The sequence below is a fragment of the Candidatus Gromoviella agglomerans genome, assembly GCF_021065005.1.
Classification (GTDB): domain Bacteria; phylum Pseudomonadota; class Alphaproteobacteria; order CAJXXZ01.
In genome coordinates this window covers 191,444-211,240 of the sequence record NZ_CP069247.1, presented here as the reverse complement: position 1 = coordinate 211,240, position 19,797 = coordinate 191,444, and the positions used below count along the sequence as shown (strand labels likewise).

Here is a 19,797-nt window from a genome sequence, read left to right as displayed (position 1 = left end):
CATGCATGAAGAGTCGAAAGTGTATATTGTAGTCTTTTAATTGAGTGTTTTAACTTTTAGTCTGATCAATGATTTATAATATCTATTTCATTCTGTTGTTGTTATAAGATATTTGTGTTGTTTATAAGATTCGATCTCTTATCAGTACGATATTGTTGAGCATGATATTCAAGAATTTACCACTCGATTTTAGCATTGTTTTCATAGCAAAACTGCATTAATTTTGGTGTAACTTTAACAGAGTTATTGATTCTGAATTTGATTTGATGATTTTCAATTTGCAATATAATATAGATTTTTGCACTCGTTTTTGCCAGATTATTGGAATTTGATTGATTTAGCAAATTCTTTATTTCTGTTATTTCATCTTTGTTACTTACTCTAAATGTTATTGCCGACAGATTATCTATGACTGCATCTGTCAATTGCTGAACTGTGATGCATGATAGACTGATTGTTCCATTTTGATTTCTGCATGAAACATGAAAGAGATAATTTTCTCCTTCTCGTAGTATATCTTCGTATTGTTGCATAATTTTTGGAAAAATCGTCATTTCGCACATACCATGATTGTCTGATAATGTGACGAACGCGTATTTTTCTCTCATTTTATTTAGTTTTTTGCTTATGATTATGATAGTTGCTACAATTTTTGCCTGTTTTACTTGACTTGTGAATATGGTTTTTGTATTTAGAGCTGAAATATGAGATATATAATCTTTGTATAATTCAGTTGGATGTTTTGATAGATAAAAACCCATAGCCTCAAACTCTTTTTGCATTTTAGTATGAATTGACCAATTAGAAGCATCAGAGTTAAATATTTGTGATGAAAATAATAGTTGAGTGTTTTTATTATTTAGAATATCTTTGACTCCTTCATATATATCTCTTCTGTTGTTGTGTAATTGATCGAAAGCTCCCGCTGCGATAAGATTTTCTAGCTGTTTTTTGTTGATTGATGTGTCAGACAATCTACAGATTAAGTCGTGTATTGATGAGTAAGGTCCATTTTTTTCTCTTTCTCTTACTATTGATTCTGCGCATTGCATGCCTATACCTTTTATTGCTGATATTGCGTATCGAATTCCTCCATTTTCGATGGAAAATTTCACCATAGAGCTATTTATATTTGGAGGGAGTACTTCTATATTAAACTTTCTTATATCTTGAATTATATGAGCAATTTTTTCTGATTGTTGTATGTCACTTGTCAAGAGAGCCGTGAAAAATTCTATGGTATAATTCGCTTTGAGATATGCTGTTTGGTACGATATCATAGCGTACGATGTTGCGTGTGCTTTGTTGAATGCATACCCGGCAAATTTTGCGATTTGGTTGAACACTGATGAAGCTTTTTCTCTTTGCCCTCCATGATTTTTCATAGCTTCTTCTATGAATACATTCTCATGTTTTTTCATTTCTTCTGGTAATTTCTTACCCATTGCTCGTCTCAACAAATCCGCTTGTGCAAGACTGTATCCTGCAAGAGTTTGAGCGATTTTCATTACTTGCTCTTGATATACAGGAATGCCATATGTTTCTTTCAGAATTGGTTCGAGGCATGGGTATGCGTAAGATATTTCTTCTTCTCCATTTTTGCACGAGATATACTGAGATATATTTTCCATTGGGCCTGGTCTATACAGTGAAACTAACGCGATTATCTGTTCAAATTCATCTATTTTTAGCTGCTCAAGAACATCGCTCATACCTGAACCTTCAAGTTGGAATACTCCTAGGGTTTTTTTATCTCTCAATATTTTGAAGGTATTTTGATCTTTGAGGTCTATACAATCTATATCCACATCTATATTTCTGTACTGTTTAACAAAATTTGTTGTGTTTTTTATTACAGTTAAAGTTTTTAATCCAAGAAAATCAAATTTTATTAATCCAGATTCTTCCACTCCATACATATGAAATTGAGTGATTATATCATCAGAATCAATTTCTCTATATATTGGAATGATATTTAGGATTGGTTCAGGTGATATTACTGTGCCAGCTGCGTGAACAGATACATGTCGGTTAGTTCCTTCTAATTTTAGTGCAATTGAAAATAATTCTTTTATTTTTGCGTCTTTATCTTGCATTTCTTGTAATTTCTTTTCTTTTGCTATTGCTTCGCTCAGAGTAACCTGCTGAATAGCAGAAAATGGAATTAGTTGTGCAATATTATCTACTAATGTGTATGGCATAAGCATTACTCTGCCGATATCTTTTAAAGCTGCTTTTGGTTGTAATTTACCAAATGTAATTATATGAGCGACGCAATCATACCCATACTTTTGCTTCACGTATTCTATTACTTCATTTCTTCTTTCTTGGCAAAAATCTATATCGAAATCGGGTAAGCTTATTCTATCTGGGTTTAGAAATCTTTCAAACAGCAATGAAAATCTTATAGGGTCTATTGTTGTTATACTTAAGCTCCAAGCAACTACAGATCCTGCCCCAGAACCTCTTCCTGGTCCTACTGGAATATGATTACTCTTTGCCCATGAAATAAAATCTGCAACAATGAGAAAATATCCGGAAAATCCAACTTTTGATGTTACTGATAATTCGTATTCGATTTGTGTGGCATAATTTTCTGGAACTATTTTTTGAAGTTGAGAGTTTATGCTTGAAATGTCTGATTTATATGATACTGCTTCGTCTATTTCTTCTACGGATCGATTTTGCTTGCGTAAGAATATTTTTATCAATCCAATTTTTGCTCTTACTTCGAGTTCTTCTTCTTCAGATCTCACGCAAGAGAATTTTGGAAAAATTGTATTTCTTTTTTGCAGTAAAAAATTGCATTTTTTGGCTAAGTGTACGCTGTTTTTGAGTGCTATTGGCATATCTGAAAAAAGTATTTCCATTTCTGTGAAAGATTTAAGGTAATTCTCTTCTGTGACGTATGTATCTGTAAAGTTTGATATATACTCTCCGCGATCGATGCATCTCAAAACTTGATATGCCCTATAATCTTCTCTTTTTTCAAAAAAAACATCATTTGTGGCAATAATGGGAACATTTTCTTGTGATGACAGTTTTGTTGTAGCTGTTTCTTTTATATCTTCTCGTATTAATCTATTTCTGGATATTTCTGCGTAAAATTCAGTTTGAAATACCTTTTTAATTTGCTTAAACACTCCTATGTTTATGTTGTTTTTTAGATCATTTTGAAAGTCAAACATTATTGATAGTCCATCCTTGTTATTGATTAAATCGTTGATTGTGATTTTTTTATACATCTCATTTTTATTCATATGTGATAATGTGTTGATTTTTATGAGGTTTTTATATCCAATTTCCGTACGAGCATAAATTATGATCGATGTTAATTCTATATTGTTTTTATCATTTCTTGTTGCTACATACATTTGGCATCCGATTATAGGTTGTATAGAGTTTTTTATACATTTTGTCGAAAATTCTATTGCGCCAAATAAATTATTGTTATCAGTTATTGCAATAGCGGGGAATCCTATCTCTTTTGATGCTGCAATAAGAGTGTCTACATGCATCGGACATTCTAAAAGGGAATAATCTGTTCTGTTTCTTAGAGATACGTATGATACTTCGCATATTTCATTCTTTTCTATTTTCAAAATTCACTAATTCTTAGATGCATAGATGGTATTTTGTTTTGAATGTATATTCAATATTGATATTGTCTATTACTTTTTTCTTCATGCAAAATTTTATCTGCAATGTCTTTATTCATCAAAATTCTTGGAGTTTCTCCACGTAATGCAGGGTTAGTTCCATTAATACACAGTTTCTTAGTAGTTAATTTATGATCTATATTATTGCTAGAGTATAAATCTCCATTTTTTACTGCAATATTTGAATTTTGTACTTTTGATATATTAAATTTATACGGCGGAACTTCTATGATTAAAACCTCTTCAGATGGATTAGTTACTATTTCGCCAATTTCCACTACTACAAAGACATCGAATCTTCTCTTCATTCCTTCGTCATAAGAGTACAATTTTACTTCGATTGGATTCAAAGTGATGGCTATATTTTTTATATCATGATTGTTAATTGCTTCTGCTCCTGTGATATGTTTATACATTCCTGACTTCCAACTATTTTGGTAGAAAGTTTTGTCATTTATGATTGAGCTCGACTTTGTTTGAGTTTGAGGGATATGAGGAGTCTTGTACAACTCTATTCCATTTTTTGCATAAAATTTAAAACTAATCGCTCTATATGTTACTTGATTTTCGCTTAAGTATAATAAAGATTGAGATATTCTATTCATTATATTTACAAATGGCTTGCCTGGTATAGCTTTTTGTTTAAATGCACCATAATTTATTCCAAATGCGATTTTTTCAAATGGTTCATATACTGTATTTTTGATTGCATCTACATCTAGCCACAAGAAATGTGAGCCATTTATTTCTTCAAAGCTTTGTGTTTTTGTTTGTTCTATTATTATTCTACTAGGGGTTTGAATTTGTAGCTGCTGGTATGGTTGTGGCTGCTGGTATGGCTGTGGCTGCTGGTATGGCTGTGGCTGCTGGTATGGCTGTGGCTGCTGGTATGGCTGTGGCTGCTGGTATGGCTGTGGCTGCTGGTATGGTTGTGGCTGCTGGTATGGCTGTGGCTGCTGGTATGGTTGTGGTGGTGGCTGCAAGTATTGTGTTTGTTGTATTCTTGATTCTGGCTTTTTTTGTTGTGTAATAAATTGATTTGTCTGAATCGGTACATTTGGTACTTTATTATCTGAATCGAATTTTATGCCGTTTGATCCTAATTTTGCAGTGGAAATTCTTCCTTTATCAAATTTATATAGTGTTCCGTTGACCAATGTGCCCTCAGTTCCCATTACTAACACTAAGCATAAAATAGCTGGTATGGTTTTTTTATATTTATCAAACATTAGAAAAATGTATGTGCGACTGTGCAAGTTTAGTTTTACAAATGTTATTTTTTCGTTAAACTGGGAGTGTTGATTGAATCTTTTTGATGATACTCTCAGTGTCTGCTATAAGATTCTTTGTGAGGCGATTGTTATAATTGATGGTTACTTGGTTAATTTCATAACATTCAAATTATTTTGTTATGACTGATGGTTATTAGACTTCTTCGTACTTGATATTCATTTTGCATGATTTCAGCTTCTCAACCAAATTTCCGTATCCTCTGTGTAGATTCTCGATATTATTGATGTGAGTTTCTCCTGTCGATATTAAACCAGCGATCACCATTGCTGCTGCATCTCTTAGAGTATGAGCATCAACTGATGCGTGTGTTAATTTGCTCACTCCGTTAATGTGAATGATGCTTCCGATAGATTTTTGTGATTTTTCAAGAGTGATGCTTGCTCCCATTTTTTTTAATTCATTGACATGGTGAAATCTGTTATCAAACATTGTCTCTTCAATTTCTGATTTTCCATTTGCGATGCAAAGTATTGATACTAATTGGGGTTGTAGGTCTGTAGAAAATTCAGGATATGGCCCTGTTTTGAGGTTAATAGCTCTTAGATTTGATCTACTTATTTCTACATGTTCATCGTATTCTTTGATTGAAGCTCCAATTAACCTCAGAGTTTCGGTTGTATTTTTTACAAGAGATGGATCTATATGAATTTTGACCTTTTCTCCAATTGCGGCGGCTAGTATCATATACGTTCCAGCTTCGATTCGGTCTAAAATTACATCATGTTTTGTGCCTCTTAAATTTTGCACTCCAGTGATAGATACTGTTCGCTCTGATATGAATTCGATTTGAGCTCCCATGCATTTTAGCATTTCTATAAGATTTACGATTTCTGGTTCTATTGCGATGTTTCTCAGTATGCTACTTCCATTTGCAAGAGATGCAGCCATGATTACATTTGCAGTTGCGGTGACTGATATTTGTCGAAATGTGTAGTCGATTGATTGTAATGATTTAGGAGCTTGTGCGAAGACATATTCCTTGCCTTCGTTTTCGTTTATTGTAATTGTAGCCCCCATTTTTGTTAATGCGTCTATGTGCATGTCTATTGCGCGAGTGCCGAGGTTGAGGTTGCATCCTCCAGGTTTTTCTAAAATTACTGAGATGCCCCGAGATAACAATGGCCCCAATAAGATGATTGAAGTGCGAATCTTTCCAGCTTTATCGCTGAACTTTATTTCTGATAGTTTTGGTCTACCTATGTATTTCATTTTTGCTTCATAAGAAACACCATCCGTTGGTGAATTGTTGTGGTTTTGTTCTTTTGATAAATCTATTTTTACTCCGCATTCCTGTAATAGATCGATCATGTTAAAAATGTCTGTGATGTTGGGAATATTTCTCAAGATCAATTCATCATTTGTCAATATACTGCATGCAATTAAAAGGAGAGATGAGTTTTTTGCTCCCTGAATTTTTATCTCACCAGACATTATTTCTTTTCCTGATACTATAATTTTTTTCTCCATTTCACTGTTTTTTTTGCTCTTGGAATTATATGAATTTTTGCTTGTTTATTCTATACAATTCTTTATAACGTTGGACTTTTTTTTGCTCTTGGAATTATATGAATTTTTGCTTACGTAATAAGCTTGATTCGTTTACTATTCTTGACTAACATGTAGTCTGGTGTTTTTTTAAAGAGGTTTTTTTGTTGAATAGACATATTAGATCAGGAAAAAATTTTCAAGAAGTACAAAATAGAGTGTTGAATTATAGGATAAATGAAGAGATTTTAGCAGAATCTGTGAGATTAATTGATGCGGAAGGTAATGATAATGGAATTGTCCCGCTGAGGACTGCGATGACAATGGCTAGAGATGCAAATCTCGATTTGGTTGAAGTTTCTGGAAATGCTCCTCAATCAGTCTGCAAGATATTGGATTTTTCTAAAGAAGAGTATGAAGCAAGAAAGAAGCAGAAAAAGATGAAAAAGAATAGCAAGGCTATTGAAGTGAAAGAAATTCGCTTCACTGCTAGAATTGATGATCATGACTATGAAGTGAAAATAAAACAGGCTATAAAATTTTTACAGCAAGATAATGATAAGGTTCAGATATCGGTCATATTTAGAGGGCGCGAGCTTGATTATAAGGATATCGCATACAGAGTTGTTGATAGAATAAAGAAAGATCTTTCTGAAGTTGGAAAGATCGGTGCTGAGCCTAAAATGGAAAGAAAGAGATTGTATATGATGTTCTCTCCATTATCTGTGAAGGTATGAATCTTTACGGAAAAATTTTTATGTCGAGATATTTCTTATATGCTAGATTTTTTTTGTTGACATATATTATTTATTTTTAATAATTTTGATACTCGTTTCGATTAAGTTGCATTTAAATATTACATCATATATGTTAATTTGCTAGTATTGAATTCGCTTTACTCATCTGCTTTTATGTAGCATAAATTCGTCAAAAATTCGTCAATGTTTGGATTTTTCTCAGATAAAAGGCTTTTTATCAAATAGGCTGTGCTTATTCTACCGTCGTAGTGTCCTAACTTAAATCCTTCCTCAAATGCATCTTTTTGTACATCTAGCAATTTTGCTCTTTTGGATTGATTGTCGTAATAGTACATCAATTCTTCGTTTGAAAAAGATACTGGTTTTATCATATTTAGCATATATTTTATTATATTTATTTCATTTTCATCTATTAGATTTACATATGTTGGAGTTTCTGATTTATTCAACTCAAGAGTATTAGAATGAAAATAAAAACTATTATCAGATTCGTCAAAATATATTTGATTGCCGCATAAGAATCCGCAAATTATTTTCAGAAGGTTGTTTTGTGAGTATAAAAATCCCTTATGTAGTTCAACTATCTTTACTTTCACATTATCAAACATAGATACTCGCGGTTGATCTTTCTCTTCTGCAAATCTTTGTTGTGCGATACTTGATATATATTCGTGAATGAATACGTTGATTTGATTGAATAGGTGCTTTTTAGAAAAAAACAAAATATTTAAGTCTTTTAATTTCATTTTCTGAGATACTCGAAATACGCTGCTATAGGCCTTTTCAAAGATTTTTATTAACATTTCGTCTATTTTTACTAAAACTCCTTCAGAGAAAATGCCAACAAAAATTGAGTCGGAGTCATGAAATATCATCACACTTGACATATCACTAAGTTCAAACGCACTTAAAAATCCAAACTGCGTCTTAACATCTATTAATTCATTGTCTGATGGTAGTTCATTTATTCCAATATCAAGTGTACTAAACAGTAATTTTGCACAATCTATGTTGTTGAAAAATATTCTTTTGAGAATGTAGTAATTCATTGGGTTTATGTAGCTCGTCATATTAAAATTTCAAAATGCATGTGATATTTTTATTTGATATATATTAATTTATTAAAAATATCGTAAATGTTTCATAAGCTGATTTGTTCTTTGCTTAGTAAGGCCATATCTTTATTTTGTGTTTTTAGTGAATCTTATAATATTATTATCTAACACTGTATTAAATGCTGATCTTGAATTTTGAAGAAAATTGTTAATGCATTAGAATAATTCTTACAGAATCGTTTATCTTTTTGCGATGGAATTCAGTGCAGATTCTATTACATACATCTTTTTGAAAGTCGATTCTATATCATTTGATTGCACTTTTATTCCTTCTTTTCCTAATCCGTATTTTATGATTTTTTCATGAATTTTTTCGTATAGATCCATTCCCTTCTCAGTAAGTTGAATTTGATTGATCCTTTTATCGTATTCAGAAATTTCCTGCAAGATATACTGAGCATCGATCATTTTCTTGATATTGTATGATACATTTGAGCCTATATAATATCCTTTACTAATAATATCTCCAACTGATAGTTTTGATCTTCCGATATTGTACAATATAACTGCTTGTACACTTGTTATGTCTGTAATATTCATTTTATCAAGCTCAAATTTTAGCACATCTAAAAATAGCTTGTTTATTCTGCTTGCGGACATGAATACATCAAAATAATTGCGCGAGTTCATGAAGTGAGTTTAAAATATTCTGTTTACAATTAGCATTAATATATTTAATTTTTAATTAAAAATCAAGTATTAGTTTTTATTAATCAGGTGTAAATTGTAAAATACTTATTATATAATTTATATATTTTTTTACTCTGTTTATAACTAATCGATCTTTTTTTGATACATCATTCAGAATTTTAATGTATATCTTCAAAAAAAACTTCACGTTTTTTTAATGATTAAATCGTAACTTAATACAAAACGAATCTTAACATTATGCAAAACGAAATAATATGGGTGAAAGATGATTTGTCTAAAGAAATTCCTCAAGTTTTGACTCCTAAAATTGATTCTGATACTGTAACAGTATTTAAAAAACCATTTATAATATTTAGTCTTTCTTTGATGTGTCTAGGTGTTCTTTTTGCGATCTCAGGATTGCTGTTATCACATATTCTGAGAAACAATGAGGATATGTACGCGCAAATTCATAAACAACAGCATGATGTATTGATTGAAAATGATTATGTGATTAGTTTTGGATCATTTAAGAGGTTCAATCTGGCAAATATTATGGTGCAAAAGTTGATGAATCAGCACAAATATGACACAGAAGTCATTAATATAGATGGATTATTTTATGTCGTGAGCAAAGAAAAGTACGATAGTCATGCTGCAAATAAAAAGATTAATGAATTAAAGTCACATAATATTTACTGCACTCTCGATAAGATATAGAATACAGATTGAGCTTTTATATACGCTTATGTTCTGTAAAATCTTTGCTGTATTTGCTTTTTTGCTTGTTGGATGTACTGAAAAGAAGAAAGAGCATCATTGTAGGTTAAATACTATCAAAATACAAGCTGATAATGATATGAATGATTGTATGTCTATGCCTATGCATCTCGTTTTTATTTACGATGAAGAATTAGCTGAATTAATTAGAAACTCTCCGCCGAAGTACTATTTTGATAACTTGCAAAAGTTGTATATGGAAAATTATTCATCTATGATGATATACATTAGATATCCTATTCCAAATAAAAATATTAATCCTATTAAAGTTACTGACAAAATGAGAAAGAGGTTGGTTGCAGTATTTTTGTATGGCAGTTTTACTGCCATTGGAAAGTCAAATGAACCCAAGCCATGTAAGTTGGAGCTCACGAAGTATAGGAACGTATTTGTGACTATAAAACGAGATAGGTTTTCATTAATATCTATTAATAAAAATAATCAATACTTTCAAAAGTACGAAGATATTCAGAAGTCTTGTAGTGTAAAAATTCCAAGAGATGTTATATCTAATGAAGATCACAAGGTTGTGTTTGACGTCTCTGATTTTTTTTGATACTTCTTTATTTTTGCGATTCACTAGTTATACACATGATTTTCCTTGCATTCTATCATTTTCTCAGCTCGTTGTATTTTTGCGAATTATGTTTTGTCTAATATTTTTTTTAGAGCCTTTGATTACTCACATTGTTGGAGTTGTTGGTATGAACATAAAACAATTAATGTATATGAATTGTTGCAAATATTTTCAAAAAATCTCGAGAAATTATGAAAATTGCAATTCTTTCAACAAAAAAAAATTGTATATAATCACTATTGCAGTTTCAACAAAAAAGTACGCAAATAGTAAGATAAAAGATTGCATAATGCAACAAAAAATCACACATTAGTGAAAATGATAATATATTAATATATGAAAAAATATGCAAAAGCTATGAACGATCAAACTTTTCATAATGCAGTCAAAAATATAAAACAAGATGATGCATCAATGAAAATGATAATATGAAAAAATGCGCAAAACAAAGAAAGCAGAATTTATCTTGCTATTCAATGAATTACGCAACAGAGCTAAGAAAAGAGATTATTCGTCGCTGTCTGGGCTAATGAGATTGACGTTAACTCCAACCTGTGCAATATAGCTGTGAGCTCTTTTGAATACCTCTTCCTCATCGCTATCAGGGGTTTTATGCTTCAAATCTCCATTAAATTTAATTCCTGCAGAAAGACAAAACTCAAACATATCACCCATTTTTACAGCAACACAAGGACCAAATGCAAATCCATCATATTTACTTGCTTCTCTGAAAATAAGCCATACTTCTCCGAACAAACCAGCACTTGCTGCATTGAGCTCTGCCAAGACTTTTACTCCAACTTTAAGAAGAAAAGCAGTCTTTTTATCCATAGGATTCATTATTGTTTTACCTTCATCATCTTCGGTGTTAAAAATACTACCCATCTTTTCTTCAAAAGCTTTTTGATCTCCGATTCCATACTGTCTTGCCAAAGATGCAGGAAAGTGTGCTCCCAAAGATGTGTATAGACGTCCAGAAACGTATTCGCCTCTGTATCCAATTTCTAAATTAACAGCAGCTGCTTCTCCTGATTGACTAGTAATACCAGCTACACCAATAGATGCTAAAAATCCTGATACAGAAGAGTCAATCTGACCTGCATGGGTAACATTATTCATATGGCTACAAAAAGTGACAGCAGAAAGTAGAGCTGCCAATCTATTCTTAAAAGATTTCATAACTTTAAGATTAAAAACTACAAGACGGTAATATGATGTAGGATTGGATTGTTAGAGTCAATACTTTTTTATAAAACTTGCCTAAATATTGCTATTATGTAGAATAAAAATTGATTTTATTAAGATTATTTCAATGCCTATCCTTAGATTTGCTCCTGCTCCAAGTGGAGCTATGCATCCTGGAAATTGCCGTTCTGCACTTGTGAATTATGTTGTTGCGAAAATTTTAAATGGAGAACTTTGTCTTAGAATAGACGATACAAATGCTCCTCTTGTTCGAGAAGATTTTATTAAAAATATTTATTGTGATATGAATTGGTTGGGAATTTTTTGTAATCGAATTTTGCAGCAATCTGAAAGGCAGGAATATTACAAATCTGTGTTCAAATTGCTGTTAGAGGCAAATTTTATATACTCATCTACAAGCTTAACTGAGTCAAACCGAGTTAGACGAGCCGAGGCTGAAACTCAGAATACTCAAAGTTGCTGCTGGAGATTCGAGATTCAAAAGGATATAGTGATTTGGAATGATCTTATCAGAGGAAAAGAAAAGCATGAGCCTATATCCATGACAAGTGACCCGATTGTTTTTAGAAGTGATGGATCTATAACTTATCTGCTTGCTTCTGTTATAGATGATATAGTAATGGGCATTACTCATATAGTCAGAGGGCGAGATCATATATCTAACACTGCAATTCAGATTCAGATGATGCATGCGATATTGTGTGCGTTGAAAAATAATGGTCCATTAAAAATGAAAGATTTAACATTAAGCTATGAATCTGTACAGTGTGTTATTGATAAATTGCAGTTCGCTCATTTGCCATTACTTTCTAATGAGGATGGTAGTAAATTTTCAAAAAGAGCGAAAAGCTTAAGTATCGATTCTTTGAGAAATGCTGGAGTGATTGCAATGAGTATTAACAATTATCTTTTATCCCTTGGTTCTAGTGAAATGCTAGATTTTGATAATATGAGCGAATTAATCGAGCATATTCGACAAAAAGGTCTGGAGAATTTTTTTCAAAGTTTGGGAAATTCAGATGTGCGTTTCTCTCTTGATAATTTATGGGTTATTAACCAAAAATTAATAAGTCGCATGAGTTTCAAAAAACTGATTCAGTCTAATTTGAAATACGATCTCAGTTGGCTAAACGAAGATATGTGGGAGTGCATTAGATCAGATATGACATCTCTTGAATTCTTAAACAAATGGCGAGAAATATTTTTTGATGAGATAGATCTGTATGAGAATATTGTATCTAATCAAAATGAATATGATCTAATTGATTTTTTTGCTACAAAGGATGAGTATCGTGATACTTTAAATACTGTAGATTCAAATTTTTTTGAAATTGCTAAAAAGAACCTGCCGATTTCCTTTGACTCTGATAATTGGAGTATATGGACAAATGCAATATCAAACGAGACTGAATTAAAAGGTAAAGGACTCTTTATGCCATTGAGATTGGCTATTACTGGAATGAAGCATGGTCCGAAAATGGCTGATATCTTTAGGTTTTTCGATAAAACAGTTGTATTGCATAGGTTAAATTCTGCAATTAAATACCTAAATTCTTGATTTGCTACATTCAAAAATTTATGTTTATTAAGTCAGCAATTGAATTATAATCTTAAAAAAATTGAAGACAATCATGAGAAAATTATCAAAAAGTATGCATTTATATCTATATGATAGTTTGCAACAGCGGAAAAAGATTCTTTATCCAATTAATGATCAAGTTAAAATGTATGTATGTGGACCAACTTTATATCAGAATATTCATGTTGGTAATGCAAGGCCAACTATTGTGTTTGATGTTCTTTTTCGATTGTTAAGGTATCTTTATGAAAATGTGGTTTATGTGAGGAATATTACTGATGTTGATGATAAGATCATTCGACAAGCACAATTAAGTGAAGTTTCAGTAAGTGAATTAACTGAAAATGTAATGCAATCATTTCAGGAAGATATGAGTGCATTGAATAATATTCCTCCAACATTTGAGCCAAAAGCTACAGATCATATAGATGATATGATAAGTATGATTTGCTCTCTTATAGAAAGAGGTTTTGCGTATGAAGTTGATGGAAATGTGTTCTTTGATGTCTCTAAATTTGAAGATTATGGTCAGATTTCTAAAATAAACCAAAGTGAAATAATGTCAGGAGTGAGAGTCGATGTAATGGACATAAAGAGAAATTTTAGTGACTTTGTTCTGTGGAAGCCTTGTGTTGATCAACCAAAATGGATGTCTCCTTGGAGTGAAGGGCGACCTGGGTGGCATATAGAGTGTTCGGCTATGGGATATAAATATTTAGGGAAATATTTTGATATTCATGGAGGAGGTCATGATTTGATGTTTCCTCATCATGAAAATACAAATGCACAGTCTAGATGTTGTCATTCATCAAATAATCTTGCTAATTTTTGGATGCATAATGGAATGATTACCATTAAAAGTGGAGATGAGTCGGATAAAATGTCAAAATCAAAGGGGAATGTTATATCTGTTAAAGAAGCAATTAAGTTGTATTCTGCTCCGGTTGTGAGGTATTTTTTTCTCTCATCTCACTATCGAAAAGATGTCGTTTGGTCTCATGAGTCATTAGTTCAGTCCAAGCGTTCTTTGGAAAAACTTGTAAGTTTTTGTGATGAATCCGGAGCAGAGGTCGTTGATGAAGTGGTATTAAAAAGCTTGATGGATGACTTAAATACTCCTATGGCGATTGCACGTTTGCATGAATTGACGAAAACTTCATCTGATTCTGAGGTTGAATACAATATATCGAGAAGAATTCTCTGTGCTTCAATGAAATTTTTGGGAATTTTTAATAAAAATGATGTTGCAAATGCTGATGAAGAATTGATGGCAAAAGTGTATTTGATGATTGATGAACGAAATCAAGCTAAGAAGCGAGGAGATTATGTCACAGCTGACAAAATAAGAAAAGAACTTATAGAAATTGGAATTGACTTGAGGGATGGAAAAAATGGAACTCAAGTGCATTTTGTGAAAAAATAATAAGTATTCGTGGATCGATAATCGATATATCTATTAGTGTTTCATCATGATGCTTGTTTTAATAGATATTTAGTGTTTTTCATTTTACAAATCGTTATTTCGTGTTAAAATGAAATCTGGAAAGATGGCTGAGTGGACGAAAGCGCACGCCTGGAAAGTGTGTATACTGAAAAGTATCGAGGGTTCGAATCCCTCTCTTTCCTCCAAGAAATTTTATTTATTGATATTTTTGCTGTATATTTTATAAATACATTATTTTTTTTGACAGTGAGTTGTAGTTTTAATGTTGTTATTCTTGCTGCTGGTCGTGGTAAGAGAATGGGAAGTTTGCACTCTAAGATGCTTATGAAAATCGCCAACAGGGAGTTATTATGTCATGTGATTGATACTGCTGTTGATTTATTTCCTCGAAGTATTACTATTGTTGCATCTGCGATGGTTGTAGAGTTTTTACCCAAAAATACGAATTTGCATATTTTATTGCAAGATGAGCCGCTAGGGACTGGTCATGCTACTTTAATTGGTTGTGATTTCTTGCAAAAATCTGGCATTGATGGTGGAGTGCTTGTTCTTCTTGGAGATACACTAATTTCTCACTCGAGTTTACTGAAAGATGGCATTCTTAACAATCCACAAAGTGATGTGATTCTATTTGGTATGGAATTAAGTCAGGAGAACGATTATGGCCGAATATATATGAGTGAAAATGGAAAAGCTTGCAAAATTGTTGAAAAAAGATTTCTCACTAACACTGAATCTGATAAGTATTTATGCAATGCCGGAGCAATATTTTTATCGAAAAATGCAGTGAATTTGCTACGTGATTTAAGAAATGAAAGTGGAGAGTACCTATTGACTGATATTGTTGCTATTGCATATGAAAATTCTCTAAATATATCCTGTGTAAAATGCCAAGAAGATGATTTTATTGGAGTGAATTCTCGTGATGATTTCCTCAAAGCTGAAAGGTCTTATCAATATCGATTAAAGAGAAAATTATGGCTCAATGGTGTGACATTTATCGATGAAGAAAGCATTTACTTGTCTTATGATGTAAAAATTGCACAGGGTGCAATCGTATATCCTAACTCTTTTTTTGATGTGAATGTTTCAATCGGAGAAAATGCAAAGATATTACCTTTTTGTTATTTATCAAATTGCGTTATATCATCATTCGCCTCTGTTGGACCTTTTGCAACAATTAAAGATAGTTCTCATATTGATGAAAATGTAGTTGTGGGAAATTTTACAGAAATTAATCGATCGAGATTAGGAGCTAATACCAAAGTAAAGCACCTCTCTTATGTTGGAGATACAGAGATTGGTGATAAAGTGAATGTTGGAGCTGGTGTTGTTTTTTGTAATTTTGATGGTTTGAACAAGTATAAAACTAAGGTAGGTAGAGGATCATTTATTGGAGCAAATTCATCTATTGTTGCTCCTGTGATGATTGGAGATGACGCGATAATAACTGCAAGTTCTGTTGTTAGACAGAATGTAGAAGACAATGCAATTTGTACAACTAAAATCAAGCAATGCAATTTAAAAAATGCAGCTTCTAGGTATAAGATGATGAAGAAGAAGTGAGTTAGAGATTTTTATGTGCGGAATTGTTGGAATTGTAGGTCAAAATTGTCTTGATAATATATTAAATTCGATGAAATTGCTTGAATATCGTGGATATGATTCGTCTGGAGTTGCCGTGATTGATTCAAATGGAAATATGTTATTAAAGAAAAATGTGGGGTTTGTAGAAAATTTAATAACTAACTTAAAAGATGATTATATTTGGAATAGTCAATTTGATATTGGAATTGGCCATACTAGATGGGCCACTCATGGCGGTGTTAGTGAGATTAATGCTCATCCACAATACTTCGGTGGCTTTGCTGTTGTTCATAATGGGATCATAAGTAACTTTGCAAAATTGAAAAAAGAAATGATAACTCGTGGAATTTTGTTTGAGACTGAAACAGATACTGAATTATTTGTCAAGAGATTATTTGAAATGAATTCTGCAACGAGTGTTGGTGTTTTTGTAAAATGCTTGTCTGATATTTTGCAGGAGTTTGATGGTAATTTTGCGATTGCTCTGATATGTCAGAATTTTCCTGATAAAATTTTTGCATGTAAGAAGGGGAATGCTCCAATGATTATTGGAAGAGGTGATGCATTGAATTGCTTAGCTTCTGATATTAATGCAATTAATGATATTGCTAGTGAATATTCAGACTTAGAATCAATGGAGATTGCTGTTTTGTCTAAGAATTCTGTGAGTGTGTATCGTGATAATGAAAATGTCGAGAAGAAATTTATCTCTATAAAGATTTGTGGTTCATTATTTGATAAAGGTCATTACTCATCCTTTATGATGAAAGAGATTCATGAACAGCCTGATATATTGTCTGGTTTAGTTGAGGATTTTTTATGTCGTCGTGGCCATTATGCTGAATTGCAAGTATCTTCATTTGATGCGATTACTCTAATCGGGTGCGGTTCTGCATATTATGCATGTCTTGGTGCACGAGCTATGAGTGAACGTTTTTTAAATAAACATATATTTGTTGAATTAGCATCGGAGTTTAGATTTAAAAATCTCATTAACATAGAAGGTAAAAATTTGTGTGTTTTTGTTTCTCAGTCAGGTGAGACTTTTGACACAATTTCTGCTTGTGAGCGAGCAAAATCTTTAGGTTATACAAATTATGCAGTTTTAAATGTTCAAATTTGTACATTAGCAAGATTATGCGACAAAAGTATTTTTATTAATGCTGGAGCTGAGATTAGTGTTGCATCAACAAAGGCGTTTACAGCTCAGGTATTGACTTTACTTTTTATTCTGTTAGCGAACAGTGATGAGTTTTTTAATTTAGTTGATAGTAGTAAAAATATTCAAACTTTGTGTGAAATAGTTTTTAATTCATCTAAAGACATTCGTGATATTGCGAATGAAATTGCGCAGTTTCAAAATTGTATTTTTCTTAGTAGAGGAGATCTTCATGTCATTGCGCTTGAAGGTGCTCTGAAGATGAAGGAGTTATCTTATATTCATGCTGAAGCTATTGCTATTGGTGAGCTAAAGCACGGTAGTTTTGCTCTTTTGGATGAAAACATGCCTGTTGTCATTTTGTTTTCGAATTATATTGGTAACGTGCAAAGTGTGCTTTCTACTGTAGAAGAAATTTTATCCAGAAATGCAAAAGTTTATGTGATTTCTGATTGCGATGAATTTGATGTGGTTAATCATTTAAATTTCAAATCGATAAAGTTACCTAATTTAAAGAGTTTATTTTCTCCAATTGCATTTGCGATTTCTATGCAGTTATTAGCCTGTTTTTGTGCGGAATTTCGCAGAAAAAACGTTGATCGACCAAGAAATTTAGCTAAGTCTGTTACTGTTGAGTGATTTATATTTTTGAGTGATTTATATTTCTATAAAAATCATTACAAAACACATTAATAAATTTCACAAATTTGTTGTGTATTAATTGTCTATAATACATAATATCTCAGTCTGTGTTTAGATGATGTTTTATGGAAAAGAAGTTTAATTTTTGTGGATTAGCAGTTTGTCTTCTATCTCTAATTGCTGTAGGTTGCTCAAAGGGTAAAAAGAAAAAATTTGATGAACAGAATTCTGTGGCTGTGGTTAGTGAAGTTTCTCAAGACGATATCGTTGAAAGTTCTTTTAATTCTGCAGTAGATTCTTATGGTTATAGTCAGATTGTTAATGAAAAGATGGATAGAGTATACTTTCAGCACAATTCGTCTGTATTAAGTGCAGAGCATGCTGAGAAAGTTCGCGCTGTTGCTGCATTTTTGTTGAAAAATCCTGAGTTGAATGTTAATGTTGAAGGATTTTGTGATGATTGTGGATCTATACCTTATAATATTAAACTATCTGCAGAAAGAGCAGCTGAAGTTAGAAAAGTACTGGTTGAAGAGGGCGTTCCTGCGAATAGAATAAAAACAGTTCCTTTTGGTAAAGGTGCTTTGATGCCAAATGATCAAGAGCCTGTTGTATCTAATAAGAATTGGGCTAAAGACCTGAATGTGCAAAATAAGAGATATTTTGAGAATAAATCTGCAAGAATGCGTTTTATTAAGCAATAATTTGATTTGGTGAAATTGTTTTTTCAGTAACAGTAATTTTGTTGATAGATAATCTTGATTGATGATAGTGTTATCAATTAATTTCTGATCGATTTATGCACTCTATATGATGTTTGTATTAAGGGTTATATTTGTTTGTGTGGAAAAATTTTTTTTCTGCACCTTAGTTGAATTATGAGAAATTAAGTTATGTACAAGCTAATGTCATTCTTCATGTTAAAAAATTTCTGAAACAGTAATAATTTCTATTCTTATTTAAAGGATTGGGAAATATCGAAATTATTGAGGCAGTTAAGATGCATTTTTATAATCATTTTGACCTTCTATGGATTGAGTAAAATTCTACTGATTTATATTTCTAGAAAAATAATTGCAAAAAATATATTAATACTATTTTACAAATTTATCGTATATTCATTATCGATAATCATGGTACTAAAGAAATTGTAAATTTAATAGCAGCAAATCTTGAAAATTTATCACAATATATTTGCTATATTGTAAATGGAATTTCACATTATTTGTTGAGATAGAATGAAGATATTGCACAGTCTAAGGCTTTTAGAGACAAAATTCACAGTGGAAAAACTAAAATGCAGAAAAAATGTTCCAAATATGAAGTTGTTGTAAAATATTAATCAGTAAGATACGTATAATTGTTTACTCATTATAGAAGTTTTTTCTTAATTAATGCTCGAAAATTCGACAAGACATCAATTTGCCATTTTTCAAAAACCGAAACACAGCAATTTTGCTCTTACTAACTTTGTGATTTTTTGAGATATGATTGGGCTCTAACTCATAGTACACGTAGTACCAATTACTATAGATCAAGTTATTGTCGTTAATTTTTTCTGATGACTCTTCTGATATTATAAAGGATGGATGGCCAAATTTTTCTAAAACATCTTTCTCATTCATGGTTAATGATTGATTGTTTTCTGTGCTAATATCTCTTATTAAGCTAGCATCTACTCCGTATTTTATTCTGTTTTTGCTACAACCCATAAACATAAGCAATGTACACAAAAATAAAATCAAACGAGCCATAAATGAAAAATAAAAGACAGCTAATAAGAACCATTGTACCAAGATTTTTTAATTTTCATAGGTATTTTAGGCTTTTTTATTAAAAATTCAGTTGCAAATATTGATATTTTATTGTACAAAAAAGCTCAT

General features: G+C 31.6%; 15 protein-coding genes and 1 tRNA gene. 9 read left to right on the top strand and 7 right to left on the bottom strand.

The genetic code is table 11. The annotated features are described in order from the left end of the window. Positions 1 to 176: 176 nt before the first annotated feature. From dnaE to murA, 3 genes are all read right to left on the bottom strand, one after another. Entirely contained in the window at positions 177 to 3,602 is a 3,426-nt protein-coding gene (gene dnaE, locus Gromo_RS00830) for a DNA polymerase III subunit alpha (RefSeq protein ID WP_231159095.1), read from the bottom strand. 50 nt (positions 3,603 to 3,652) lie between these two features. After that, positions 3,653 to 4,834 (bottom strand): hypothetical protein, encoded by a 1,182-nt coding sequence (locus Gromo_RS00825; protein ID WP_231159093.1) that lies wholly within the window; start codon positions 4,832 to 4,834, stop codon positions 3,653 to 3,655. A gap of 250 nt (positions 4,835 to 5,084) precedes the next feature. After that, on the bottom strand, positions 5,085 to 6,419 hold the full coding sequence (gene murA, locus Gromo_RS00820; RefSeq protein ID WP_231159092.1) for a UDP-N-acetylglucosamine 1-carboxyvinyltransferase: 1,335 nt from the start codon (positions 6,417 to 6,419) through the stop codon (positions 5,085 to 5,087). A 182-nt stretch (positions 6,420 to 6,601) separates the two neighbouring features. Between murA and infC the strand changes: the two genes are divergently transcribed. Further along, positions 6,602 to 7,174, top strand: coding sequence for a translation initiation factor IF-3 (gene infC / locus Gromo_RS00815; RefSeq protein ID WP_231159091.1), 573 nt, complete (start codon positions 6,602 to 6,604; stop codon positions 7,172 to 7,174). Between the two features lie 158 nt (positions 7,175 to 7,332). On the opposite strand, the gene Gromo_RS00810 is transcribed toward infC, so the two are convergent. Both Gromo_RS00810 and Gromo_RS00805 read right to left on the bottom strand, forming a co-directional pair. Then, positions 7,333 to 8,244 carry a hypothetical protein gene (locus Gromo_RS00810; protein ID WP_231159089.1) on the bottom strand — a complete coding sequence of 304 codons (912 nt, stop codon included), beginning with the start codon at positions 8,242 to 8,244 and terminating at the stop codon, positions 7,333 to 7,335. A 246-nt stretch (positions 8,245 to 8,490) separates the two neighbouring features. Next, positions 8,491 to 8,910 carry a winged helix DNA-binding protein gene (locus Gromo_RS00805; RefSeq protein WP_231159087.1) on the bottom strand — a complete coding sequence of 140 codons (420 nt, stop codon included), beginning with the start codon at positions 8,908 to 8,910 and terminating at the stop codon, positions 8,491 to 8,493. Positions 8,911 to 9,198: 288 nt separating this feature from the next. Between Gromo_RS00805 and Gromo_RS00800 the strand changes: the two genes are divergently transcribed. Both Gromo_RS00800 and Gromo_RS00795 read left to right on the top strand, forming a co-directional pair. Then, on the top strand, positions 9,199 to 9,660 hold the full coding sequence (locus Gromo_RS00800; protein ID WP_231159086.1) for a hypothetical protein: 462 nt from the start codon (positions 9,199 to 9,201) through the stop codon (positions 9,658 to 9,660). 28 nt (positions 9,661 to 9,688) lie between these two features. Then, positions 9,689 to 10,276: a hypothetical protein gene (locus Gromo_RS00795; RefSeq protein ID WP_231159085.1), complete on the top strand. Its 588-nt coding sequence runs from the start codon at positions 9,689 to 9,691 to the stop codon at positions 10,274 to 10,276. A gap of 528 nt (positions 10,277 to 10,804) precedes the next feature. On the opposite strand, the gene Gromo_RS00790 is transcribed toward Gromo_RS00795, so the two are convergent. Next, positions 10,805 to 11,476 carry a hypothetical protein gene (locus tag Gromo_RS00790; RefSeq protein ID WP_231159084.1) on the bottom strand — a complete coding sequence of 224 codons (672 nt, stop codon included), beginning with the start codon at positions 11,474 to 11,476 and terminating at the stop codon, positions 10,805 to 10,807. 133 nt (positions 11,477 to 11,609) lie between these two features. On the opposite strand from Gromo_RS00790, the gene Gromo_RS00785 reads away from it, so the two are divergent. From Gromo_RS00785 to Gromo_RS00760, 6 genes are all read left to right on the top strand, one after another. Beyond that, positions 11,610 to 13,061: a glutamate--tRNA ligase gene (locus tag Gromo_RS00785; protein ID WP_231159083.1), complete on the top strand. Its 1,452-nt coding sequence runs from the start codon at positions 11,610 to 11,612 to the stop codon at positions 13,059 to 13,061. Positions 13,062 to 13,134: 73 nt separating this feature from the next. Continuing rightward, a complete protein-coding gene (gene cysS / locus Gromo_RS00780; protein WP_231159082.1) occupies positions 13,135 to 14,505 on the top strand; it encodes a cysteine--tRNA ligase in 1,371 nt (456 codons plus the stop codon). A gap of 118 nt (positions 14,506 to 14,623) precedes the next feature. Further along, a tRNA-Ser gene (locus tag Gromo_RS00775) sits at positions 14,624 to 14,711 on the top strand. Positions 14,712 to 14,772: 61 nt separating this feature from the next. Next, positions 14,773 to 16,092 (top strand): NTP transferase domain-containing protein, encoded by a 1,320-nt coding sequence (locus Gromo_RS00770; protein ID WP_231159081.1) that lies wholly within the window; start codon positions 14,773 to 14,775, stop codon positions 16,090 to 16,092. A 13-nt stretch (positions 16,093 to 16,105) separates the two neighbouring features. Then, entirely contained in the window at positions 16,106 to 17,911 is a 1,806-nt protein-coding gene (gene glmS / locus Gromo_RS00765; RefSeq protein WP_231159080.1) for a glutamine--fructose-6-phosphate transaminase (isomerizing), read from the top strand. Positions 17,912 to 18,039: 128 nt separating this feature from the next. Next, on the top strand, positions 18,040 to 18,618 hold the full coding sequence (locus tag Gromo_RS00760; RefSeq protein ID WP_231159079.1) for an OmpA family protein: 579 nt from the start codon (positions 18,040 to 18,042) through the stop codon (positions 18,616 to 18,618). Between the two features lie 687 nt (positions 18,619 to 19,305). Here the strand turns inward: Gromo_RS00760 and Gromo_RS00755 are convergent. Further along, entirely contained in the window at positions 19,306 to 19,668 is a 363-nt protein-coding gene (locus Gromo_RS00755; RefSeq protein WP_231159074.1) for a hypothetical protein, read from the bottom strand. Positions 19,669 to 19,797: the final 129 nt, after the last annotated feature.

Bases quoted from the DNA above. Each gene is read 5' to 3' on its own strand.
- Gromo_RS00810 (WP_231159089.1), bottom strand. From the start codon at position 8,244: ATGAATTACTACATTCTCAAAAGAATATTTTTCAACAACATAGATTGT.
- Gromo_RS00805 (WP_231159087.1), bottom strand. From the start codon at position 8,910: ATGTCCGCAAGCAGAATAAACAAGCTATTTTTAGATGTGCTAAAATTT.
- glmS (WP_231159080.1), top strand. From the start codon at position 16,106: ATGTGCGGAATTGTTGGAATTGTAGGTCAAAATTGTCTTGATAATATA.
- Gromo_RS00795 (WP_231159085.1), top strand. From the start codon at position 9,689: ATGTTCTGTAAAATCTTTGCTGTATTTGCTTTTTTGCTTGTTGGATGT.
- Gromo_RS00760 (WP_231159079.1), top strand. From the start codon at position 18,040: ATGGAAAAGAAGTTTAATTTTTGTGGATTAGCAGTTTGTCTTCTATCT.
- cysS (WP_231159082.1), top strand. From the start codon at position 13,135: ATGAGAAAATTATCAAAAAGTATGCATTTATATCTATATGATAGTTTG.
- Gromo_RS00785 (WP_231159083.1), top strand. From the start codon at position 11,610: ATGCCTATCCTTAGATTTGCTCCTGCTCCAAGTGGAGCTATGCATCCT.
- Gromo_RS00800 (WP_231159086.1), top strand. From the start codon at position 9,199: ATGCAAAACGAAATAATATGGGTGAAAGATGATTTGTCTAAAGAAATT.
- Gromo_RS00755 (WP_231159074.1), bottom strand. From the start codon at position 19,668: ATGGCTCGTTTGATTTTATTTTTGTGTACATTGCTTATGTTTATGGGT.
- Gromo_RS00825 (WP_231159093.1), bottom strand. From the start codon at position 4,834: ATGGGAACTGAGGGCACATTGGTCAACGGAACACTATATAAATTTGAT.
- Gromo_RS00790 (WP_231159084.1), bottom strand. From the start codon at position 11,476: ATGAAATCTTTTAAGAATAGATTGGCAGCTCTACTTTCTGCTGTCACT.
- murA (WP_231159092.1), bottom strand. From the start codon at position 6,419: ATGGAGAAAAAAATTATAGTATCAGGAAAAGAAATAATGTCTGGTGAG.